This window comes from Halalkalibacter sp. HAAS-P013, from assembly GCF_056619925.1.
In genome coordinates, this window is sequence record NZ_JBWQTU010000007.1 from 104,730 (window position 1) to 129,260 (window position 24,531).

The following is a 24,531-nucleotide window of genomic DNA, read 5'->3' on the forward strand; positions in this document are numbered from 1 at the left end:
TATGAGTACAAACCATCGTCTGTTTGGAAAAAAAAGTTCTCCCATCCGTGTTCATATGGAAGATGCAACAGCGGTTAAGCAATTATCTGATCAACTTTTTAATATGACGGAAATTCATAGTAAGCGCGACCTCGTCGTTGTTTGTATCGGTACTGATCGATCTACTGGTGATTCACTAGGTCCATTAATTGGAACAAAGTTAGAATCTGCTCACTTGAAGAGATTCCATGTTTATGGAACGTTAGAAAATCCAGTGCATGCTGTTAATTTAGAAAAGCGTTTAGCAGAAATAAAAGAAAACCATTCCAGACCTTTTATTTTAGCCATTGATGCATGTCTTGGCAGGATGAATAGTGTTGGAAAGATCTCACTAGCGGACGGCCCTGTACAACCAGGTGCTGCTGTTCAAAAGAAACTCCCTTCTATTGGTGATATTCATATGACAGGTATTGTCAACATCGGGGGGATGATGGAGTATTTTGTCTTACAAAATACAAGGTTGCACACCGTGATGCAAATGGCAGAGACAATGGCAGAGACGATCGTAGCAACTGACCAACGCCTTCCTGAACAAATTGCTTCTACATCTCTTTTGCAATCATTACGTTTAAAGCCACAAATTTTATTGCGCTCCAAAAATGAAACGCCTCTGTAGGAATTTGTCTACAGAGGCGTTTCATTTTATTAGGCTAATAACCAATGTAATGCATAGCGATAACAAGAATTGCTACAATTACAATGCTAGGTAGTAGATTTGCTACCCTTATTTGCAAAATCCCTAATATATTTAAACCAATTGCAATAATCATGACTCCTCCAGTAGCTGTCATCTCAACAATGAAGTTGTCCATTAGAACGGTCGGTACAAATTGGTTGATTTGAGTTGCAAGTAGTGCAATTCCACCTTGATAAAGTACAACTGGTATAGCTGAGAAGATCACACCTATTCCTAATGTCGAAGTGAAAATAAGAGCTGAGAACCCATCAAGCAATGACTTCGTATAAAGAACAGAGTGATCACCACGTAAACCGCTATCTAATGCACCGAGAACTGCCATCGCACCAACAACGTAAATTAATGTTGTTGTGACAAAAGCTTTCGCAATCGCTCCATCTTCTGTTGCTCCTACTTTCGTCTCAATCCAAGCGCCTACTCGATTTAAACGTTCTTCTATATCTATTTTCTCCCCAATAATACCACCAATAACAAGACTACCAATGACAATGAGAAACTGTTCGCTTTTAAGAGCCATTCCAATTCCTAAAACGACAACAGCAAGAGCAATTCCCTGCATTGTCGTTGTTTTCATTTTTTCTGGTATGTTTCGAACTAATAATCCTACAACAGCCGCTACCACAATAGCAAGACCATTGACAAGTGTTCCCGTTAAAACCATTCTCTCTTCTCCTAGCCTACAAAAATGCCATTCTAATCTCTTCTATAGCTTCCAAAAGTGTATCCACTTCTTTTATCGTGTTATACGGGCCAAAACTTACGCGAATAAGTCCATTCTCGCTTGTTTGTAATGCTTGGTGAGTTTTTGGCGCACAGTGCATTCCAGCTCGAACAGCAATTTGATAATGTTCATCTAAGATCATCGCTGCTTCATGACTATCAATCCCATCTATTTCAAGTGAAATGACTGCAACTCTCTTTGACGAATCAGATGGTCCATAGCTAGTTAATCCCGAAATGCCCGCAAGTCCTTTTAAGAAGTGATCCATAAGCTCTTTTTCATGTTTCCATATAGCCTCTATTCCCATCTCAACGACTGCATCAATTCCGGCTGAAAGACCAGCAATTCCTGGTGTATTCAACGTACCTGCCTCATACCGATTAGGCCAACTTTGTGGTTGATGAAGAAGCTCAGATTCGCTTCCCGTCCCTCCTACCACTAATGGAGATAGATTATAATCGTCTTTTGATATTAAAACCCCAGTCCCTTGTGGCCCTAATAAAGATTTATGTCCAGCAAAAGCTAGTAAATCAATTCCTTCCTTTTCTATATCAATAGGAATCGTTCCAGCTGTTTGAGAAGCGTCTAGCAAAACGACAATCTCTTGCTCTTTAGCAATCTTCGTCACCTCACTTACTGAAACGACAGCACCAGTTACATTGGATGCATGAGAAATAGCAAACATACGTGTTTTCTCAGTGCAAGCCTTTTTAAACTCTTCTACTGAAATGACCCCTTCTTCATTAGGCTCAACATATGTAATAGTAATCCCTTTTTCTGAAGCTAGTTTTTCAAGTGGCCTTATAATGGAATTATGTTCAAACATCGTTGCTACAACATGGTCTCCTTCTTTAAAGGGGAAACCAAGTATTGCCTGATTAAGAGCCATTGTTGCATTTTGATAAAACCAAACATGTTTTTTATTTGGCGCACTAAACATCGTCGCTATTTTCTTTCTCGCTTGTTCGATAACCTGTCTCGCTTGTTCAGCGAGCTTATGCCCGCCACGACCAGGATTCGCGCTATAGCTAGTAACAGCTTCATGCATAGCTATAGCCACTTGTTCTGGCTTCGGATATGATGATGCAGCATGATCAAAATATATCATTTGCTTTTGTCCTTTCCTCCATTAATCAAGTGAACGCACTAACAGTAGCACACTTTACCATTTAATCATATAAAAAGAAGGTGACCCGACAAGTCACCTTCTTCTACGATAATACAAGAAGCACCAAGTTTCGAGGCCGCTGAAAAAGGTAGGGTTTTTACCTATTTTTCAGTGGTCTTTAAACAATGAGAGGAACCGTTGCTTTGTCTTAAGCCTGCTATGAGTGGGTTTCTCATAGCAGGCGCGCAACGAGTGGAGCCATTGTTGCTTCCTCGAATTTGCTAAAAGAGACTATTTCAGTGCCCTCCAAAGTTTCCACTTTCTTGTATTATCGTAGAACAGAATCTAAGATCCCTTCTATACTGTTATGAACGGTTCTCAGAATCTAACAATTGAACTATCCGTTCCAAATCTTCTTCTGAAAAATAATCAATCTCTATTTTCCCTTTTTTCTTACCTGGTTTAATAGCAACCGATGTCCCTAAACGAGTTCTAAGTACATCTTGTCTCTCTTTTAGAAAAGGAGTAAGCGTCACTTTTTTACGACTTGTTTCACGTGGAACTCTCTCATTGATTTGATTGACTATCTCTTCAACTTCACGGACACTTAACTTTTCTTTCAATATTTTCTCAAGAAGAGCTGACAACTTCTGCTTATCTTTCAAGCCCAATAAAGCTCGTCCATGTCCCATTGAAAGTTTGCCATCTGAAATAAACTCTTGAACTAATTTAGGAAGATTCAACAAACGTAGGTGGTTAGCAATATGAGGTCGACTCTTCCCTAAGCGAGCTGCAAGCTGTTCTTGAGTCAGCGATAAATGCTCCATTAACTTCTCATAGGCAGTTGCTTCCTCAATAGGATTTAAATCTTCGCGTTGAAGATTTTCAATAAGAGCTAGCTCCATCATCTTTTGTTCATCTAAGTCTTTAATGACAACAGGAACTTCCTTTAAGCCAGCTTTCTCTGCTGCACGAAAGCGCCTTTCACCAACGACAATTTCATAGCCTTTTATGCTTTTCCTCGCAATAATCGGCTGCAAAATACCATGCTCAGCAATAGATTCTGAAAGCTCTACTATTGCCTGTTCTGTGAAAGTTTTCCGAGGTTGATAAGGATTTGGACGTAACTGCGACATTGCAATTTGTTCAACCTTATCTTGGATCTCCTCGTCCGGTTCAGGAAAAAACGCTTGTAACCCTTTACCTAACCCTTTCGCCACTCGCCACCACTTCCTTTGCTAGATCTAAATACACTTCTGCACCTCGTGACTTAGCATCATACGTTATAATTGGTTGTCCATGACTTGGCGCTTCACCTAAGCGAACATTTCTAGGAATAATCGTATCGAACACCTTTTCACGAAAATACTTTTTCACTTCGTCAATAACTTGTATTCCAAGGTTCGTTCGTGCATCTAACATCGTTAATAAAACCCCTTCAATTTCAAGGTCTGTATTTAGATGTTTTTGAACAAGACGAACTGTATTTAGTAATTGGCTCAAACCCTCTAGTGCGTAGTATTCACACTGAACGGGTATTAAAACTGAATCTGACGCCGTTAAAGCATTAATTGTCAATAAACCTAAAGAAGGTGGACAATCAACAAAAATAAAATCATAGTTTTCTGATACTGTTGACAGAGCTCGTTTCAAACGAACTTCTCGTGAAATTGTTGGAACAAGTTCAATCTCTGCACCTGATAATTGAATGGTAGAAGGTAAAACATCTAAGCGTTCCACAGATGTTGATTTGACCACATCAATCGCTTCAACATCTTCGACAAGAATGTCATAGACACACTCATCGACATCACCTTTTTCAACACCTACCCCACTTGTTGCATTTCCTTGTGGATCAATGTCAACAAGCAAAACTCTTTTACCAATATGCGCTAAACAAGCACTTAAATTGACAGCTGTCGTCGTTTTGCCGACGCCACCTTTTTGATTTGCTACAGCAATGATTTTGGCCACGCTGTCACCTACTTTCCATCCATAACTCGAACTCTTTTATTTTAACACAATTTGTCGCAATCTTTTTTATAAAAATATCGAAAAAACAAAGAGGATCTATCAAAAGGTTCGTTTTTAACCTTTTGATAGATCCTCAGAAGCAATGAGCTAAGCCGTCGCATGCTTTTAAAGACCGTTATGAGTAGTGTTTCAAAAGAACTCACGTTAAAAACACAAGACAATAATATATGACTCATATTCCCATAATAGGGCACGCAACAGTATAACATTGCAGATAGATTATTATTTTTTAGGAATTCGTATTGTAAATTGATAGAATTCATCATGCTCTTCTTCATTTGTATCTACATGTAACCCACTCTTTACTACCATATCAACTGACTGACGAATGGTATTCATCGCAATACGCATATCTTTTGAGTACGATTTGCGTGTTGGTTTCTTTTTCTGATTGGGTTGCCCTTCTAGAAGAAACTTTACTCTTTCTTCTGTCTGCTTTACATTCAATTGTTTTTCTACAATTTCTTCTAACAATTTCACTTGTAGTTCTTCGTTTTTTAATGATAGCAATGCACGTGCATGCCGTTCAGAAATCAGGCGTTCCAGTATTGCATTTTGGACAGCTTCTGGTAAATTCAACAAGCGCAATTTATTAGCAACCGTTGACTGACCTTTTCCGAGACGCTGAGCTAAGCTCTCTTGTGTTAAGCCATGCAAGTCTATTAGTTTTGCATAAGCAATCGCCTCTTCAATTGCTGTTAATCCTTCTCTTTGAAGGTTCTCAATTAATGCAACAGATGCAGTTTGAGAATCATTGAATTCCTTAACGAGCGCAGGGATCTTCCCCCAACCGAGCTTTGTTACCGCTCGCCATCTACGTTCACCTGCAATGATTTCAAACTTACCGTCCCTCTCCCGTACCACAATCGGTTGAATAACTCCATGTGTTCGGATCGTTTGAGCCAGTTCAGCAATTCGTTCTTCATCAAATACTGTTCGCGGCTGAAAACGATTTGGTACTATATCTGAAACAGTTATTTCCCTAACCTCTTCATTGCTGCTTCCTTCATTTGCTTCTTCGTTTCCACTAACTTCAACCTCCGCCTGCTTGTCACTAAAGCCAAAAAGGCGTGAAAACGGTTGCCTCATCGCCTGACACCACCTTCTGATAGTAACCGTCTAAAATTTAATTCGACATTCACGTGCTTTAGTCCTTCTTTTAGTCATACTTCATTTATAGCCTGCACACCATACATCGTCAAGTGAACGTTCTGTTCCAAAAAATAGGTGAAGCTACTAAACTAATAACATTATACTATTTTACTAGACTTCTAACAAAGCCTCATTATCCAAACTATTACTGTCTTAAGTATAGCCTTAGGGCTATGTTCCACGTGGAACATAGCTTATAAAGGCAATTTATTTGGTGTCCCTGGCTTTCTTGGGTATTTCTTAGGAGTTGATTTCACTTTTGATATTTGAATAATGTGGCGCTCACTCTCTTCAATTGGTAATAAGAATAAGTCATCTGTTTTTACTTTCCCGCCTAGTACTTTTATTGCTTTTTCAGCATCTTTTAATTCTTCAGATGCCCCTGCACCCTTTAATGCAATAAAGTCGCCTTTTTCTTTTACTAAGGGCAAACATAGTTCGGTAAGTACGGAAAGTCTAGCAACTGCACGTGCAGTTGCTATATCATATTGTTCTCGATGCTGCGGATTTTGACCAAACGTTTCTGCTCGATCATGGTAAAACGAAACCTTTTCTAACCCAAGTTCATTTGCTAAATGCTCTAAAAAACCAATCCGTTTTTTCAAAGAATCAACAATGCTAACATGCACTTCTGGATAGATTATTTTCAGGGGAATACTTGGAAACCCAGCACCTGCACCTACATCAATTAATTTCTTTCCATCCTCAAAATCATAATAAAAACTCGCTGCAATTGAATCGTAAAAATGTTTTAAATACACATCATCTTCTTCTGTGATGGCTGTTAAGTTCATTTTTTCATTCCACTCAACTAACAGTTGATAATACAATTGAAACTGTTGCTCTTGTTTAGCCGAAAGCTGAATTCCTTTTGCTTGCAATAAAGAACTGAATTGTTTTTTACTCATAACGACTCTCCATATTCACTTATTGGGTTTTCGCTAACTTCCCTTGTTCTAGGTACACAAGGAGAATAGAAATATCAGCAGGATTTACACCTGATACCCTTGAGGCCTGCCCTACTGAAAGTGGGCGGACTTCAGCTAACTTCTGTCTGGCTTCTGTAGCTAAACCATTAATAGCAGAGTAATCTAGATCCTCAGGAATCTTTTTGTTTTCCATTTTTTTCGAGCGCTCTACTTGCTGAAGTTGTTTGCCAATGTACCCTTCATACTTCACTTGAATTTCCACTTGCTCTGTCACATCCTCAGGTAGTGGTTCTAAAGGAGCTTCAATTACTTTGGCTACATCTGGATAAGTTATCTCTGGTCTTTTTAACAACAGCGCGGCACTTGTTGCTTCTTTCATTGGCGCAGAACCAACCTGTTCGAGTATTTCTTTCACCTGTTCGGAAGGCTTAACAATAATTCCTTCTAAGCGATTCTTCTCATTTGCAATTTGTTCTTTTTTCTTCAAGAAACGCTCATAACGCTCTTTTGAAATCAGACCGATTTCATGGCCCTTTTCCGTTAAACGTAGATCCGCATTGTCATGACGGAGTAGCAATCGATACTCTGCACGTGAAGTAAGCAAACGATACGGCTCATTTGTACCTTTTGTTACAAGGTCATCAATGAGTACACCAATGTACGCTTCAGAGCGGTCAAGGATGATTCCTTCTTTTCCTTGTGCTTTTCTTGCAGCATTGATTCCTGCCATAATACCTTGACCTGCCGCTTCCTCGTAACCAGAAGTTCCATTAATCTGCCCTGCTGTGAATAAACCAGGAACCTTCTTCGTTTCAAGAGTTGGCCATAGTTGTGTCGGAACCATCGCATCGTACTCAATCGCATAACCAGGGCGCATCATTCTTACATTTTGAAGACCAGGAACCGTTTTTAAAATTTCTAACTGCACATCCTCAGGTAAACTTGTCGATAAGCCTTGAACATACACTTCTGAAGTATTTCTTCCTTCTGGCTCCAGAAAAATTTGGTGGCGCGGTTTATCATTAAAACGGACAATTTTATCTTCAATTGAGGGACAATAACGCGGCCCTGTTCCTTCAATCATACCTGAATACATTGGTGATCTACTTAAATTATTGTTGATAATTTGATGCGTATCTTCACTTGTATATGTTAACCAACAAGGAAGCTGATCTGTAATATATTTTGTCGTTTCATAAGAGAATGCACGCGGCTTATCATCACCTGGTTGGATCTCAGTTTGATCATAATCAATCGTACTTCCATTCACACGAGGAGGTGTCCCTGTTTTAAAACGAACCATATCAAATCCAAGCTCTTTTAAATGATATGATAACTGCACAGATGGCTGCATGTTATTAGGTCCACTTTCATAACTTAGATCACCTATTATGATTTTCCCTCTTAAGTAAGTCCCCGTCGTAATAACGACTGCTTTAGCTTTGTACTCAGCACCGGTATTCGTTATAACCCCTTTACAAACACCGTCTTCAATAATTAATCGTTCAACCATTCCTTGACGTAATAGAAGATTTTCATTTTCCTCTATTGTTTTCTTCATTTCATGTTGATAGAGGTATTTATCTGCTTGTGCACGTAATGCACGGACAGCAGGTCCTTTTCCTGTATTGAGCATTCGCATTTGAATATGGGTCTTATCGATATTCCTTCCCATCTCACCACCTAATGCATCAATTTCCCGTACAACAATACCTTTTGCAGGACCACCAACTGATGGATTACAAGGCATATAAGCAACTGCATCTAAGTTCAGCGTTAACATTAACGTTTTTGCTCCCATTCTTGCTGCTGCAAGTCCAGCTTCAACCCCTGCATGCCCAGCACCAACAACAATGACGTCAAATTGTCCCCCTTGATAATTCACAAAACTAACCTCCTTAGTAAGAATGCTCAGTTGTCCTGGCACCTTTCACTTTGAATCAAATATATATTTTATGCTTAAAAATTGTAAAGTTGTTCACTTGCACTAACTCAAACACACCCAGCTATTTCCCCAAACAAAACTGAGAGAACAGCTGATCAATTAGACTCTCTTGAACACTGTCACCAATTATTTCACCAAGCAGTTCCCATGTTCTTGTAACATCTATTTGAACGAGATCAATAGGAACACCCATTTCGATTGCACCAACCGCATCTTCAATTGTTGACTTCGCTTGTTCTAGTAAAGCAATATGCCTTGTATTGGATACATACGTAACATCATCACCTTCAATTTCACCTTCGAAAAACAAATCAGCAATTGCTTGTTCAAGCTGATCGACTCCCTCATCGCGAAGGAGTGAGGTAGTAACTAACGGACGGTCTGCTGCTAGCTTTTTCACTTTCTCTAGATCAATCTTTTGCTCAACATCCGTTTTATTAACAATGACAATGACGTTCATTTTTTCTACCGCTTCAAACAGCGCTTCGTCTTCTGAAGACAACTCCTCTCCATAGTTTAACACTAATAGGATAAGATCTGCTTTTTTTAACACTTCTCTCGACCGTTCAACACCGATACGTTCAACAATATCTTCTGTTTCGCGAATTCCAGCTGTATCAACAAGCCTTAATGGCACACCTTTTACATTTACATACTCTTCAATAATATCTCTTGTTGTTCCTGCCACATCTGTCACAATCGCCTTGTTTTCATGAACAAGACTATTTAATAATGATGATTTCCCTACATTTGGACGCCCGATAATAACTGTAGATAGACCTTCACGCAGTATTTTCCCTTGTTTGGCCGTTCCGAGCAGCTTATCAATTTCATTTATAACAAAAGTAGCTTTTTCTTGTAACATACCATGTGTCATCGTCTCAGCATCATATTCAGGGTAATCAATATTGACTTCGACATGTGCAACAGTCTCTAGCAAAGCTTGACGCAAAACGCCAATTTTTTTCGACAAACGCCCGTCTACCTGTTTTAGTGCGACATTCATCGCGCGATCTGTTTTTGCACGAATTAAGTCAATAACCCCTTCAGCTTGAGATAAGTCTATTCTTCCATTCAAAAAAGCCCGCTTTGTGAATTCCCCTGGCTCGGCAAGTCTAGCTCCGTGTCTTAGTGCCAATTGAAGAACTCGATTAACAGAAAGCAACCCACCATGACAATTGATTTCAACTACATCCTCACGAGTAAATGTTCTTGGTGCTCGCATAACCGAGATCATCGCTTCTTCTACCTGCTCATTTGATGATGAGTCAACGATATGTCCATAAACAATTGTATGACTCGGAACATTAGAAAGCTTATCTTTTCCACTATACAGTTTGTCAGCTATTCGAATAGCGTCATCACCACTTAATCGAACTATTCCAATAGCCCCTTCCCCAAGCGCAGTTGATATTGCTGCTATTGTATCAAACTCCATTACCTCTCACCTCATTTGTCACGAACTTGTTCTTATTTTTATTAGTATCGACTTACTTTACAATTCATATAGCCTATAAACGACGGTTCTTTTATTTTAAATAAAAACTTTATTATAGAAGAAGATATAGCAAATAAAAAGAGATAAGCTAAGTTCCATTATACTCTCTATACAAAAATCCTCTACCATGAAAGAGAGGAAACTGAAAAAGAAAAAGTCTTTTTTCTTTTTCAGTTTCCTCGAAGCAATGTGCGGAGCTGCTGCCTTTTTTAAAGAGCAAGCTATGAATGGTTTCTTCATAACTTGCTCGCAGCACGAGGAGCCATTGCTATTGAATCGAGGCATTGAAAAGGGTTGGTTTATACCTTTTTCAATGGCTTCCATAAAAGAGAGGCTGTTGAAAAAGGATGAACTTCTCCCTTTTCAACAGCCTCGAGGACTTTTTCTTCTATTGAGGCTTAATGACAATATGTCGGTTTGCCCCTTTTCCTTCTGATTCTGTTACAACACCTGAAACGGATTTAAGCCTTTCATGAACGATTTTTCGCTCAAGGGCATTCATTGCCTCTAAGGGTAATGATTTCCCCGTATCCTTTGCTTTTTTTGCTACACGGATGGCAAGCTGTTCGAGTGTCTGCTTTCGTCGTTCACGGTAATTTCCAATATCAAGTTCCAAGCGTGTGTAGGATTGATCTTGTAGATTCCCAACAAGGTTTGTTAAATACTCGAGAGCCTCTAACGTTTGTCCTCGTTTCCCTATTAATCGACCTGAATCTTTAGAATCTGCTAACTCAAACAACACACGATCTTTGGAAGATGTTTGAGTAATGACGGTCTCATGACCCATTAACCGAACAGTTTCCTCTAAGAAGCTTTGCGCTAATTCAACCGGATCAGGTAGAACATGGGCTTCAATTTTTGCAGGCTTCGAACCTATAATACCTAAAAAACCTTTTTGAGGCTCCTCTATTACACGGTATGAAAGTTTCTCTCTTGTTGTCTGCAATTCATTCATTGCATTTGCAATGGCCTCATCAACTGTCTTCCCTAACACGGTTATATGCATCACTTCTTTTTACCTCCCTTTTTTGCCTTACCCGGTTGTATCGCAACTTCTTTTTCTTCTGCATTTTTCCCGACATTTGGCCCAGTGATAAAATAAGTTTGAGCGATCATAAATATGTTACCGACTACCCAATAAAGCGTAAGTGCCGTTGGGAAGAAAATAGCAAAAACGAAGATCATAATCGGCATGACATATAATAAAATTTTCATTTGCGGGTTATCTGTTACCATCATCATCTTTTGTTGGATAAATGTTGTGATCCCCGCAACAATTGGAAGGATGAAAAATGGGTCTGGTGTCCCTAATTCAAACCATAAAAATGGTTGGTTGCCAATTTCTCCTGTACGCATAATCGCATGATAAAATGCAAGTAAAATTGGCATTTGAATAAACAACGGCAAACAACCAGCTAATGGGTTAACCCCATGTTCTTGGAACATTGCCATCATTTCTTGTTGTAACTTTTGTTGAGTCTTTTGGTCTTTCGCACTATATTTTTCGCGAAGCTTTTGCATCTCTGGCTGGATCGCTTGCATCGCTTTTGCACTCTTTGTTTGTTTAATCATTAAAGGCAAAATCAAAATACGTAAAAGAATCGTAACGACAATAATAGAAAGTCCATAGCTTCCATTAAAAATATCTGCAAAATAAATGATTAACCATGATAAAGGATAAACCAAATATGAATCCCAAAAACCAGTACTATCTTTTGTAATTGGTTCTTCAATATTGAAACATCCTGTCATTAAAACAAGAAGCCCAATCATCATGGCCACCAAGCCAAATTTTTTCAGCACGAGTTCTCCTCCTTGTCCCTCTTACATCATATATATATGAAAAGCCTACTCTAACAGAATAAACTCACTTTAAAAGATCGATCTATGTTCGCTTTACTTTTTTAAGTACTCTTGCCTTCCTTAGTACATGAAGCAAGCTTTGTTCGACTTCTGTAAAGCTCATGGAGGCAGCTGGCTTTCTAGCGATCACAACATAATCGGTATTTTTTTCAATAGACTCTTCTTTCAAGCGAAATACTTCTCGAATATAGCGCTTTACTTGATTGCGTGTGACGGCATTGCCAACCTTCTTACTGACAGATAATCCAAGTCTAAAAGGACCTTGTCCTTCCTTTGCCAATTTATATAGAACAAACTGCCGATTTGCAACGGATTGTCCATTTTTAAATACCTTTGAGAATTCATCATTCGTTTTAACCCGTTGCTCTTTTCTCAAGAAATACACTCCTTAACAAATAAGAACTCTTTCATTCCTATCTACTAAATACGCATCTATAACAGAAGAAAAAGACCACTGACATTCAGTGGCCTATGCAGATAAAACTTTTCTTCCTTTACGACGACGACGAGCTAATACTTTACGGCCATTTTTTGTGCTCATACGTGCACGGAAACCGTGTACCTTTTTACGCTTACGGTTATTCGGTTGGAATGTTGGTTTTCCCATTTATTACACCTCCCTGAGGATTAACTATATCTTAAAGACATTCTTGTAAATTATAAGGAACGAGCAGGTGCTTTGTCAAGAGTAGATAGAAAAAGGTCTCACTTTACCTTTTTCTATCTACTCTTAGCGATGTGCGGAGCCGTTGCCTTCTTTTTAGCCTAAAGGAGCGCCTTTCTCCTTTAGGCGTGCAACGTGCGGAGCCACCGCCATCATGTTCGCTCTTTTCTTAACAAAAAGGACGACCTTTCCTTTTTTCTTTCTACTCTTACATATTTACTCTTTCTATAAGGCTGTTTTCGCATACTTTGTTGTTTTTATGAGTTACGCGTCCTTCACATGTTCGTTCCATTGCGCTCCAGCCACTCGCTTTCCGCGGGGAGATGCCGAGCCTCCTCGGCATCCCGCAGGAGTCGAGTGACTTCCGCTCCATTTCACTTCGAGGAATACTACCTTTATAGCAACAATCTTTACAAACAGCCTTCTATAATAGAGATGACCTCTCCCTCTTTTACCCTCACTTAAAAGTCAACCTTCTCTTTTGGACCTCTCTCTCTTCTTTTCAATTCACTGATCGTCCTGAATTAATTTCAACAAATATATTATAGAGAAAATAGTTTTTTCTTCATTCGACAAAAATTACACCTAGTTTTCCACATTTTTTAGATGCATTTATTATTAATATGCAGCTTTTAACCAGTCCCTTATATCGCCTTTCTAAAAAAATCTGTGAACTTCCATACAAAACAACATATTAAACAGCTTTTCATCATACTCTAATAATAACCCCCGATTCTCTTAACACCATGTACAAAAGTCTCCCAAAACACACCTGTGGATAAACACTTTCTGACACTTTTCGACTTCTCCCTGAATTTATCGACAAGTTACACACATATCTTGTGCTGTGGATAAAAACAAAACACAAGATGCTGTGTTATGTGGATAAATACAACAAACCGTTGCGGTTAAAGTATTTTTTTGCTATGATTGAATTGTTTTCACTCGTGGACAAGCAAAACCCTATATTTTTTGTCCACAACCTGTGGGTAACGTTGTGGACATCTATTAATTGCTGTTGATTAGGTTGTCCACAAACTGTTTAGAACTCGTACTTATACGTTTTTCTACTATATTATAAGTTTTACACATTTACGTGTGAATGTATATTTATTCGACTGCATCCACCAACTTGTACAAAGGTTCGACAAGTTGGTGTTCGTTCGTTCGTTATTCAGAAAAGAAGGAGGGGGAACTTTTGGAGAACATCCATGACCTATGGGAACAGGCCCTTGCTGAAATTGAAAAAAAAGTGAGTAAGCCTAGTTTTGAAACATGGCTAAAAGCCACGAAAGCCAATGATATTCAAAACGATATGATCATCATTACTGCACCTAATGAATTTGCACGCGACTGGCTTGAAGATCATTATGCAGAGTTAACCTCTGACACAATTGAACAAATCACTGGCACACGTCTCAAACCTAAATTCGTCATTCCTCAACATGAAATGGAAGATGATTTTATTCCTGAGCCAATACCAAGAAAGCAAACAAAGGAAGAAGCCAATACTGCTAATACATCGAAAACGATGTTAAACGATAAATATATGTTTGATACATTTGTCATTGGGTCTGGTAACCGTTTTGCTCACGCAGCTTCACTCGCTGTGGCAGAAGCTCCAGCTAAAGCATACAATCCACTTTTTATCTATGGTGGTGTAGGACTCGGGAAAACCCATTTAATGCACGCAATTGGTCATTATGTAATGGATAACAATCCGAATGCGAAAGTGGTTTATTTGTCATCTGAAAAATTCACAAATGAATTCATTAACTCGATTCGTGACAACAAAGCCGTTAATTTTCGAAACAAATATCGAAATGTAGATGTACTTCTTATTGATGATATTCAATTCCTAGCTGGAAAAGAACAAACTCAAGAAGAATTCTTCCATACATTTAATGCTTTACATGAAGAATCCAAACAAATTGTCATCTCAAGTGACAGACCTCCTAAGGAGATCCCTACACTAGAAGATAGATTACGTTCACGATTTGAATGGGGCTTGATTACGGATATTACACCTCCTGATCTTGAAACGAGAATTGCTATCTTACGAAAAAAGGCTAAAGCTGAAAACCTTGATATTCCTAATGAAGTCATGCTTTACATCGCCAATCAAATAGATACGAATATTAGAGAGTTAGAAGGAGCGTTAATTCGCGTCGTTGCTTATTCTTCTCTTATTAATCAAGATATGAATGCAGATCTAGCTGCAGAAGCATTAAAGGATATTATTCCTAATTCGAAACCAAAAGTATTAACGATAATAGATATTCAGAAGTTAGTTGGGGAGCATTATCACGTAAAGCTGGAAGATTTCAAAGCAAAAAAACGTACGAAATCAGTCGCTTTTCCAAGGCAAATTGCCATGTATTTATCTAGAGAATTAACAGATGCTTCATTGCCTAAAATCGGTAGTGAATTTGGAGGACGCGATCATACAACCGTCATCCACGCGCATGAAAAAATTTCTAAATTGCTTGCTAGTGACCAAGAGTTACAGGAAAAAATCCAAGAGTTAATGGATTTATTAAGAAATTAATAGTATTAGGAATCATAGAATCTGTGAACACTGTGAATAAAGTAAACCAGCCTATTAACACATTATCAACATGTGGACAGGCTGGTATTTTGCTTAAAACTAGGGTTATCCACAAATCCACAAGCCCTATTACTATTATTACTATTCTTTTAAAAACATAAATATATTAATTAAGGAGTTTTAATATGCATTTTTCTATCAATCGTGATCGCTTTGTTCATGATGTTCAAAATGTAGCAAAAGCTGTTTCTTCACGGACAACAATCCCTATATTAACGGGAATAAAAATTGTGGCTGGTAATGAGGGTTTGACTCTTACTGGTAGTGACTCGGATGTATCGATAGAAGTATTTATCCCTAAAGAAGAAGATGGATCTGAAATTGTTCATATTGAAGAAAAAGGGAGCATTGTCTTACAGGCTCGTTTTTTTGCTGAAATTGTTAAAAAGTTACCTGGTACTAATGTGGAGTTAATTGTCCAAGATCAATTTGCCACAACAATTCGTTCGGGTTCTTCTGTCTTTAATTTAAATGGACTTGATCCAGAAGAGTATCCGCGATTGCCGCAACTTGAGGAGGATTTATTATTCCGTTTACCTCAAGACATGCTTAAAAACATGATTCGACAAACTGTATTCGCGGTGTCCACTCAGGAAACACGTCCAGTGTTGACAGGTGTAAACTTAGAGACTGAAGAGGGTGGATTAATCTGTACTGCAACAGATAGTCATCGTTTAGCAATGAGAAAAGCAACGATTGAGAAAAATGACGAAGCATTATCGTTTTCGAATGTGGTTATTCCTGGGAAGAGTTTAAATGAATTAAGTAAAATCATTGATGATACGAATGAGCTTATTGATGTTGTCGTCACCGAAAATCAAATTCTTTTTAAGTTGAAAAACCTATTATTTTTCTCAAGGCTGCTTGAAGGAAAGTATCCAGTTACAAAAAGTATGATTCCTTCCCAATCAAAAACATCGTTAAAATTAAAAACAAAACCATTCTTGCAAACATTAGAACGAGCATTGTTGCTTTCGAGAGAAGGAAAGAATAACGTCATTAACTTAAAAACGTTAGATAGCGGCAATGTTGAGATTACTTCCATCTCTCCTGAAGTAGGAAAGGTAACAGAAAATATTGAAACGGAGATGCAAGGAGAAGATATGCGGATTTCTTTTAACGGAAAAAATATCATTGATGCGTTAAAAGTTATCGATAGCGAAGAAGTGAATATTACTTTTACAGGTGCAATGAGTCCTTTTGTTATTAGGCCAATTGAACATGACCACTACTTACATCTGTTTTCGCCAGTCCGCACATATTAATCCATAAGAGGGATTGGCAAAAATCCTGTACGTTTAGTACAATAAAAGAAGAATAATCAAATGAACGAGAAAAAGACAGCAACTCACGTATGAATTGCTGTCTTCAATTTGCTACATGACTAGCTAAGAATGATTTTAATACAGAAAGAGTGATAAAGCATGGATTCAATCGTCATTTCAACAGCTTACATAACACTGGGGCAAATGCTGAAAGAAGCGGGAATTATTGATACAGGTGGTATGGCTAAATGGTATCTTTCTGAGTATGTTGTCTTTGTGAACGACGAAGAAGAAAATCGCCGTGGGAAAAAATTAGTACCTGGCGACACCGTAACGCTTGAAGGTGGAACGAAATTTCAAATTGTCTCGAAATAGGGGGAATCGCTTTTGTATATAAAGCAACTTACTCTCAGACAATTCCGTAATTATAAAAAAGTAGAATTATCGTTTCATAAACAAGTGAATGTCTTTCTAGGGGAGAATGCACAAGGCAAAACCAATATCCTTGAATCAATTTTTGTGTTAGCTCTTGCTAAATCCCATCGAACTTCTAAAGATAAAGAGTTAATTGGATGGGGCGAAGAATTTGCGCGGATTCAAGGAGAGATAGCTAAAAAAACAAGCTCATTAGATATTGAATTGATCCTTTCGGTAAAGGGAAAGAAAGGGAAAATCAACGGACTTGAACAGAAAAAGCTAAGTGAGTATGTTGGTGCAATGAATGTCGTCATGTTTGCACCTGAAGATTTGAACCTTGTCAAAGGGAGTCCTCAAGTCCGTAGAAGGTTTTTGGATATGGAGCTAGGTCAAATTAGTCGTGTTTACTTACACCATTTAGGCATGTACCAAAAAGTGTTGAAGCAGCGGAACCACCTATTAAAAACATTGCAATTTGGTAAAGGTTCTAAAGAAATGTTAGATATCTTAACCGATCAAATGATTATGTTAGCTGCAGAAGTGACGATAAGAAGATATGGGTTTATTAAGCGCCTGCAAACTTGGGCAGAGCAAATTCATCATGATGTGAGTAGAGGGAAAGAAAAATTAGAGATTCGTTATCTCTCATCAGCTGACGTATCAGAAGACAAAGATTTGTCGAAAATAAAGGATGGATACTATCAAACATATCGAGAGCTGCGCGAACGGGAAATTCAACGAGGAGTGACTTTGTTTGGGCCTCATCGTGATGACCTTGCTTTTTCTATTAATGAGCGAGATGTTCAAACATATGGATCTCAAGGTCAACAAAGAACGACCGCGCTTGCACTTAAATTAGCCGAAATTGAATTGATTTATTCGGAAATTGGTGAATATCCTATTCTTCTTTTGGATGATGTTTTATCTGAATTAGATGATTATAGACAGTCGCATCTTCTTCGAACGATTCAAGGTCGTGTACAAACGTTTGTTACAACGACAAATGTGAGCGGAATTAATGAACAAACATTGAATCAAGCAGCTATTTTCCATGTTTCAGAAGGAACGATCACTAAGTAAATGAGGCGGTGACACATTTGTTTATACACTTAGGCGGAGATGTCATTATTAGGTCTAAAGATATCATTGCGATATTAAATTGTGATGTGAAAGAACAATCGCAGGTTACTAGTACGTATCTAAAAGAAGAAGAAAAAAGAAAAAAGAAAATTGTCATTTCAACTGACTATATTAAGTCCATCGTTCTGACTAATGAGGAAGTTTATTATTCCCCGGTATCATCTTTAACTTTAAACCGCAGAGCGCAAGGCAAAGCATTAATGGATCTTCACTATGAGCATGATGAAGACAGTGAGATGTCATAGATTTTAATTAAATCCAATGTTAAAATAGAGTGTTCATATAAAAAATGGGCAATGGCTTCACTAAATAGGTGTAAGGTCATTGCTTACAGGATGTAACGAGGCATTTATGTCCACTTTAGATCGATAATGAAGAATGAAGGTGAACAAAGTGACGAATGAACAACATTCAACACAACAGTCTTATGATGAAAGTCAAATTCAAGTCTTAGAGGGCTTAGAAGCCGTACGAAAACGCCCCGGAATGTATATTGGTTCGACAAGCGCACGCGGATTACACCATCTTGTATGGGAAATCGTTGATAATAGTATTGATGAAGCAATGGCTGGTTACTGCGATACGATCAAAGTAATGATTGAAGAAGATAATAGTATTACCGTAGAAGATAATGGACGTGGAATTCCTGTTGGTATTCATGAAAAGATGGGGCGACCAGCTGTTGAAGTTATCATGACGGTTCTGCATGCTGGGGGAAAATTTGGCGGCGGTGGATACAAAGTATCAGGTGGATTACATGGTGTAGGTGCTTCCGTTGTTAATGCTCTATCGACAATTCTAGAAGTCAATGTACACCGCGAAGGGAAAATTCATTATCAAAAATATGAAAAAGGTGTTCCTGCAGCTGATTTAGAAGTGATCGGAGAGACGGAAAAAAGAGGAACTGTCATTCATTTCAAACCTGATGTTGAGATCTTCCAAGAAACAACAACTTATGAATTTGAAATACTTGCTACACGTTTACGCGAGTTAGCATTTTTAAATAAAGGTTTAACGATTGTCATAGAGGACAAGCGTGAGGACGGGAAAGAAGCAAAATACCACTATGAAGGTGGGATTGCTTCATTTGTTGAACATTTAAACCGTTCAAAAGAAGTATTACATGAAGAGCCAATCCATATTGAAAGTGAAAAGGATGGGCTAAATGTAGAAGTAGCTGTTCAATATAATGATAGCTATACGAGCAATATATACTCGTTTGCTAATAACATTAACACACACGAGGGTGGAACTCATGAATCTGGGTTCAAAACTGGCTTAACTCGTGTTATTAACGATTATGCTAGAAAAAACAATCTCTTTAAGGAAACTGATCCTAATTTAACTGGTGATGATGTTCGTGAAGGGTTAACTGCAATCATTTCTGTTAAAATCCCGGATCCTCAATTTGAGGGACAGACGAAAACAAAGTTAGGAAATAGTGAAGCAAGAACGATTACAGATTCATTATTTAGTGAACATTTTTCTCGTTTTCTTATTGAACATCCACAAGTAGCTAGAAAAATTGTTGAGAAAGGCTTAATGGCATCAAGAGCTAGAGAGGCTGCTAAGAAAGCACGTGAACTTACAAGACGAAAGAGTGCTCTTGAAGTTAGTTCTCTACCTGGAAAACTTGCAGATTGTTCTTCAAAAGACGCCTCAATAAGTGAAATTTATATCGTTGAGGGTGACTCAGCTGGTGGATCAGCAAAACAAGGACGGGATCGTCACTTCCAAGCTATTTTGCCTCTACGTGGAAAAATTATCAACGTAGAAAAAGCTAGATTGGATAAGATTCTTGCAAATAATGAGATTCGTGCAATGATTACGGCTTTTGGTACAGGAATTGGCGACGATTTCGATATTGAAAAGGCTCGCTACCATAAGATTATTATTATGACCGATGCCGATGTGGATGGTGCTCATATACGTACACTAATTTTAACGTTCTTCTATCGTTATATGCGTCCGTTAATTGAAAATGGCTATGTTTATATTGCACAACCGCCTCTTTATCAAATTAAGCAAGGAAAAGAAGTGAGTTATGTTTATACGGATAAGGAATTAGAAGAAGCGCTAAAAGGAATCCCGAATAAAGATAAACTAGGTATTCAGCGTTATAAAGGGTTAGGTGAGATGAACCCAACGCAACTTTGGGAAACCACAATGGACCCAGAGCATCGCACAGTACTTCAAGTAACACTAGAAGATGCAATTAAAGCTGATGAGATATTTGAAATTTTAATGGGTGACCGTGTAGAACCGCGCCGTGATTTTATCCAGGAAAACGCGCAATATGTGCAAAATCTTGATATATAGGCTTGAAGATGGAGGTTTAAGTAATGGCTGAGCAAGATCAATCTAGAGTATTAGAAAGAAATATTAGTCAGGAAATGAAAGCATCCTTTATGGACTATGCGATGAGCGTTATCGTCAGCCGTGCCCTTCCTGATGTTCGTGACGGATTAAAACCAGTACATCGTCGTATTTTGTTTGCGATGAATGAACTAGGAATTACTTCTGATAAAGCTTATAAAAAATCTGCGCGTATTGTTGGTGAAGTAATTGGTAAATACCATCCACATGGTGATTCTGCGGTATATGAAACGATGGTTCGTATGGCGCAAGACTTCAGCTTCCGCTATATGTTAGTTGATGGACACGGAAACTTTGGTTCTGTCGATGGAGACTCTGCAGCTGCGATGCGTTATACAGAAGCGAAGATGTCAAAGATATCAATGGAGCTTGTCCGTGATATTAACAAAGATACCATTGATTATCAAGATAATTACGACGGCAGTGAGCGCGAGCCACTCGTTCTCCCAGCGAGATTTCCTAACCTGTTAATCAATGGTGCATCGGGGATTGCTGTAGGAATGGCAACGAATATTCCTCCTCATCAATTAGGTGAGGTGATTGATGGTGTATTGGCTTTGTCAAAAGACCGCGACATTAGTATTCCTGAATTAATGGAGTATATTCCAGGGCCAGATTTCCCAACAGGGGCTGAAATATTAGGTCGTTCAGGAATTCGCAAAGCTTATCAAACAGGAAGGGGTTCAATAACCCTACGTGCGAAATCAAGTATTGAAGAGCATAATGGTAAGCCACGGATTATCTTCACTGAAATCCCGTACCAAGTAAATAAAGCGCGTTTGATTGAAAAGATTGCTGAGTTAGTACGTGACAAGAAAATCGAAGGTATTACAGACCTGCGTGATGAATCGGATCGTACTGGGATGCGTATTGTAATTGAACTAAGACGTGACGTCAACGCCAATGTTTTACTTAATAATCTTTATAAGCAAACCGCACTTCAGTCAAGTTTTGGTATTAATCTTTTAGCTTTAGTAGGTGGACAACCAAAAGTACTAAACTTAAAAGAATGTCTTGAACATTATTTAGATCACCAAGTCGAAGTTATTCGTCGTCGTACAGCTTTTGAACTTCGTAAAGCAGAAGCGCGTGCTCATATTCTAGAAGGGTTACGTATTGCACTGGATCATCTTGATGAAGTCATTAGCTTGATCCGTGCATCACAAACAACTGAAATTGCTAGAAATGGCTTGATGGAACGTTTTGAACTTAGCTATGAGCAAGCTCAAGCGATTCTAGATATGCGTCTTCAACGTCTAACGGGTTTAGAGCGTGACAAGATTGAGGGTGAATATCAAGACTTAGTAGCTCGGATTGCTGAATTAAAGGCAATCTTAGCGGACGAGGAAAAAGTACTAGAAATTATTCGCGAAGAGCTTACTGAAGTAAAAGATAAGTTTAATGATGAGCGCCGTACGGTTATTTCAATGAGTGAAGATAGCTTTGAAGATGAAGATCTGATTCCGCGTTCAAATATTGCCATTACGATCTCTCACAATGGGTATATTAAACGTCTTCCAATTTCGACATATCGTAATCAAAGGCGTGGTGGTAAAGGAATTCAAGCGATGGGAACAAATGATAATGACTTTGTTCAGCACTTGTTTACAACGAGCTCTCACCACACGATTCTTTTCTTTACGAACAAAGGAAAAGTGTATCGTTTAAAAGGATATGAAATCCCAGAGCTTGGACGTGCAGCTAAAGGGATCCCGATTATTAATCTCTTACAAATTGAACAAGGTGAGTACATTAGTACGGTTATTCCTATTGAAGAATTTACAGAGGATGCTTATTTATTCTTCTTAACAAAATATGGGGTTGCCAAACGTACTGAGCTGGCTTCCTTTGCTAACATTAGAAAGGGTGGCTTGTTTGCTATTAACCTCCGTGAAGATGATGAGCTTCATGGTGTTCGCCTAACTGATGGAGAGCAAGAGTTAATCATTGGTACCAAACAAGGTATGTCAATCAGGTTCCCTGAAAACGATGTTCGTTTAATGGGTAGAACAGCAGCTGGGGTAAAAGGTATCTCTCTTTCTGAAGATGATCATGTTGTTGGCATGGATATTATAGAAGATGGCCATGATGTATTGATTGTTACTGAGAAGGGTTATGGAAAACGAACTCCAATTGAGGAGTATCGTATCCAAAATCGTGGTGGTAAAGGAATAAAAACGTGTAACATCACCGAGCGAAATGGAACGCTTGTATCCTTGAAAGTTGTTTCTTCTGAGCATGATATTATGATTATTACGGCAAGTGGAGTTATTATCCGAATGACTGTTGATGGTATTTCAACAACAGGACGTAATACGCAAGGGGTAACGTTAATTAGAGTGAATGAAGGCGAAGAAGTAGCTACGGTTGCCAGAGTTGATATTGACGATGAGGACGTTGAGGACGTTGAAGAAGACGTTGAAGGAACGGGATCAAGTGATGGTGATGAGGCAGATGAAGTAGAGCAAGAAAACGTAGCTGAAACAACGGAAGAGAAGGAAGAATAATATAATTGAGACTGTTAGGAGGTTTTCTCCTAGCAGTCTTTTTTATGCTGAAAAAGAGTATTTACTATATTCATGAAGTCTTCCTTTTCTTGGGACTTTTCGTCACGTATAATATTACTAGAGCACGCAACGGAAAGAGGGTTCTACATGAAGGTGAAGTCAAATCAATTAAGAAAAGGTTGTATTCTATTAAAAGATGTTCAGGGATTAACCGATTTGCCAATCATAAAAAAAATACCGTGTTAACCGAAGACCATATTGAACTTCTTAAAGTATTTTAATAGAGTCAGTAGAAGTAGAGTCGTTATTAACTAGTGGTGAGACTTTTAAGCCTATAACAATAGATGAGGAAACAGTTGAAACTCCTCAGGAACAAGAAACAGAAAAAGATTTCCTTCATCAATATTTAGAAGCGGTAAAACAATACAAGCAATTGTTTTTAAGTTGGCAGGCTGGCGAAAAAGTTAAAATGCTTAAAGTTCGAGATATTTTTATACCACTATTCGGAAGGATTATTGAGGAACCTGAAAACCTTCTTAAGCTCCACCATTACAGTAACAAAGAGGATTATTTTTATCATCATAGCGTGTATGTAGGCATTTTATCAGTATATCTTGGCTACAGATTAAAGTACTCAAGAGGGGAGTATTTGCAGATTGGATTTAGTGGAGTTCTTGCGGATTCGGGAATGGTTAAAATTTCACCAATGATCCTAAAGAAACCGGGTCCCTTAACATCTGTAGAATATGAAGAAGTAAAAAAACACCCTATTCATAGTTATAAGATGTTAAAAGGTGTTATGGGAATTTCAGATGAGGTCTTGTTAGCGGTCTTGCAGCATCATGAAAGACCAGATGAAAGTGGGTACCCATTAGGTGCTGGTGCAAAAAAACTGCATATGTTTAGTAAAGTAATTGCTGTTGCAGATGTATATCATGCGATGACATCGGAACGTTATTACCGCTCTAAGCGGTCTCCATTCCAAGTATTAGAGGATATTTCAAAAGAGCAATTTGGTAAATTTGATATCAAAGTTGTGCAAACATTAATTCAAAGTCTTGCTTTGGTAGCAGTTGGTAGCAAGGTTCGCTTAAGTAATGGGAAAGAAGCAGAAATTATATTTTTTGAACAAGAAACAGTGACAAGGCCTATGGTTAAGCTCGTTTCGACTGGGGAGATTGTACAATTAACAAAGGAATCTACCATCTTTATTGAGGAAATTATAAAAATGTAAAAAATAGTTGCATTAAACTTTTAGGTTGTGGTATATTATTTATTGTCGCCAAGACGATTTGAAAAGCTAACAAAAAAACAATTTGACATTACATTTTGTTTTTGTTATGATAATTAAGTCGCTGAAAATGACACATTAGTTCTTTGAAAACTGAACAAAAGCCAAGCGAAATAGAGATACATGATATCTCGTCAATTTTTCTCATCGTTTTAAGAAAAACGATGAAGTATCGTTAGCGATACATTTTGAGCTAATCAGCTTGCCATTTTTATGGAGAGTTTGATCCTGGCTCAGGACGAACGCTGGCGGCGTGCCTAATACATGCAAGTCGAGC

21 protein-coding genes and 1 rRNA gene are annotated in these 24,531 nt (G+C 38.3%); 10 read left to right on the plus strand and 12 right to left on the minus strand.

Annotation, left to right across the window (positions count from 1 at the left end; all coding sequences use genetic code 11):
• Position 1: 1 nt before the first annotated feature.
• A complete protein-coding gene (gene yyaC / locus AC1FXP_RS11740; protein WP_480061533.1) occupies positions 2-655 on the plus strand; it encodes a spore protease YyaC in 654 nt (217 codons plus the stop codon).
• A gap of 34 nt (positions 656-689) precedes the next feature.
• On the opposite strand, the gene AC1FXP_RS11745 is transcribed toward yyaC, so the two are convergent.
• From AC1FXP_RS11745 to rpmH, 12 genes are all read right to left on the minus strand, one after another.
• Positions 690-1,397 (minus strand): DUF554 domain-containing protein, encoded by a 708-nt coding sequence (locus AC1FXP_RS11745; protein ID WP_480061535.1) that lies wholly within the window; start codon positions 1,395-1,397, stop codon positions 690-692.
• Between the two features lie 16 nt (positions 1,398-1,413).
• Positions 1,414-2,565, minus strand: a complete 1,152-nt coding sequence (locus AC1FXP_RS11750) for an aminotransferase class V-fold PLP-dependent enzyme (protein WP_480061537.1) — start codon at positions 2,563-2,565, stop codon at positions 1,414-1,416.
• A 365-nt stretch (positions 2,566-2,930) separates the two neighbouring features.
• Positions 2,931-3,785 carry a ParB/RepB/Spo0J family partition protein gene (locus tag AC1FXP_RS11755; protein ID WP_480061539.1) on the minus strand — a complete coding sequence of 285 codons (855 nt, stop codon included), beginning with the start codon at positions 3,783-3,785 and terminating at the stop codon, positions 2,931-2,933.
• Entirely contained in the window at positions 3,766-4,539 is a 774-nt protein-coding gene (locus tag AC1FXP_RS11760) for a ParA family protein (protein WP_480061541.1), read from the minus strand. Before AC1FXP_RS11760 ends, AC1FXP_RS11755 begins: the two co-directional genes overlap by 20 nt.
• Positions 4,540-4,821: 282 nt before the next feature.
• The gene (gene noc / locus AC1FXP_RS11765; protein WP_480061543.1) at positions 4,822-5,688 is read right to left on the minus strand and encodes a nucleoid occlusion protein; all 867 of its coding nucleotides are present in this window, start codon (positions 5,686-5,688) and stop codon (positions 4,822-4,824) included.
• Positions 5,689-5,945: 257 nt separating this feature from the next.
• On the minus strand, positions 5,946-6,659 hold the full coding sequence (rsmG, locus tag AC1FXP_RS11770) for a 16S rRNA (guanine(527)-N(7))-methyltransferase RsmG (protein ID WP_480061545.1): 714 nt from the start codon (positions 6,657-6,659) through the stop codon (positions 5,946-5,948).
• A gap of 19 nt (positions 6,660-6,678) precedes the next feature.
• On the minus strand, positions 6,679-8,565 hold the full coding sequence (gene mnmG, locus AC1FXP_RS11775; protein ID WP_480061547.1) for a tRNA uridine-5-carboxymethylaminomethyl(34) synthesis enzyme MnmG: 1,887 nt from the start codon (positions 8,563-8,565) through the stop codon (positions 6,679-6,681).
• A gap of 121 nt (positions 8,566-8,686) precedes the next feature.
• Positions 8,687-10,063, minus strand: a complete 1,377-nt coding sequence (mnmE, locus tag AC1FXP_RS11780) for a tRNA uridine-5-carboxymethylaminomethyl(34) synthesis GTPase MnmE (RefSeq protein ID WP_480061549.1) — start codon at positions 10,061-10,063, stop codon at positions 8,687-8,689.
• Positions 10,064-10,511: 448 nt separating this feature from the next.
• On the minus strand, positions 10,512-11,129 hold the full coding sequence (gene jag, locus AC1FXP_RS11785) for an RNA-binding cell elongation regulator Jag/EloR (RefSeq protein ID WP_480061575.1): 618 nt from the start codon (positions 11,127-11,129) through the stop codon (positions 10,512-10,514).
• The gene (gene spoIIIJ / locus AC1FXP_RS11790) at positions 11,129-11,926 is read right to left on the minus strand and encodes a YidC family membrane integrase SpoIIIJ (protein ID WP_480061551.1); all 798 of its coding nucleotides are present in this window, start codon (positions 11,924-11,926) and stop codon (positions 11,129-11,131) included. The genes jag and spoIIIJ overlap by 1 nt, the downstream gene beginning before the upstream one ends.
• 82 nt (positions 11,927-12,008) lie before the next feature.
• Positions 12,009-12,362 (minus strand): ribonuclease P protein component, encoded by a 354-nt coding sequence (gene rnpA / locus AC1FXP_RS11795; protein ID WP_480061553.1) that lies wholly within the window; start codon positions 12,360-12,362, stop codon positions 12,009-12,011.
• Between the two features lie 93 nt (positions 12,363-12,455).
• Positions 12,456-12,593 carry a 50S ribosomal protein L34 gene (gene rpmH / locus AC1FXP_RS11800; protein ID WP_003323480.1) on the minus strand — a complete coding sequence of 46 codons (138 nt, stop codon included), beginning with the start codon at positions 12,591-12,593 and terminating at the stop codon, positions 12,456-12,458.
• Positions 12,594-13,848: 1,255 nt separating this feature from the next.
• Between rpmH and dnaA the strand changes: the two genes are divergently transcribed.
• The 9 genes from dnaA to AC1FXP_RS11845 form a co-directional block, all read left to right on the plus strand.
• Complete coding sequence (gene dnaA, locus AC1FXP_RS11805) at positions 13,849-15,198, plus strand: chromosomal replication initiator protein DnaA (protein WP_480061555.1); 1,350 nt, start codon at positions 13,849-13,851, stop codon at positions 15,196-15,198.
• Positions 15,199-15,383: 185 nt separating this feature from the next.
• A complete protein-coding gene (gene dnaN, locus AC1FXP_RS11810; RefSeq protein ID WP_480061557.1) occupies positions 15,384-16,523 on the plus strand; it encodes a DNA polymerase III subunit beta in 1,140 nt (379 codons plus the stop codon).
• Between the two features lie 159 nt (positions 16,524-16,682).
• Positions 16,683-16,898, plus strand: coding sequence for a S4 domain-containing protein YaaA (yaaA, locus tag AC1FXP_RS11815; RefSeq protein ID WP_480061559.1), 216 nt, complete (start codon positions 16,683-16,685; stop codon positions 16,896-16,898).
• A 12-nt stretch (positions 16,899-16,910) separates the two neighbouring features.
• Positions 16,911-18,020, plus strand: a complete 1,110-nt coding sequence (gene recF / locus AC1FXP_RS11820; protein WP_480061561.1) for a DNA replication/repair protein RecF — start codon at positions 16,911-16,913, stop codon at positions 18,018-18,020.
• Between the two features lie 17 nt (positions 18,021-18,037).
• Positions 18,038-18,325: an extracellular matrix regulator RemB gene (gene remB / locus AC1FXP_RS11825; RefSeq protein WP_480061562.1), complete on the plus strand. Its 288-nt coding sequence runs from the start codon at positions 18,038-18,040 to the stop codon at positions 18,323-18,325.
• 133 nt (positions 18,326-18,458) lie between these two features.
• Complete coding sequence (gene gyrB, locus AC1FXP_RS11830) at positions 18,459-20,399, plus strand: DNA topoisomerase (ATP-hydrolyzing) subunit B (RefSeq protein ID WP_480061563.1); 1,941 nt, start codon at positions 18,459-18,461, stop codon at positions 20,397-20,399.
• 23 nt (positions 20,400-20,422) lie between these two features.
• Positions 20,423-22,963, plus strand: coding sequence for a DNA gyrase subunit A (gene gyrA / locus AC1FXP_RS11835; protein ID WP_480061564.1), 2,541 nt, complete (start codon positions 20,423-20,425; stop codon positions 22,961-22,963).
• 469 nt (positions 22,964-23,432) lie between these two features.
• Positions 23,433-24,197: an HD-GYP domain-containing protein gene (locus AC1FXP_RS11840; protein WP_480061565.1), complete on the plus strand. Its 765-nt coding sequence runs from the start codon at positions 23,433-23,435 to the stop codon at positions 24,195-24,197.
• A 267-nt stretch (positions 24,198-24,464) separates the two neighbouring features.
• Positions 24,465-24,531, plus strand: a 16S ribosomal RNA gene (locus AC1FXP_RS11845); the annotation flags it as partial.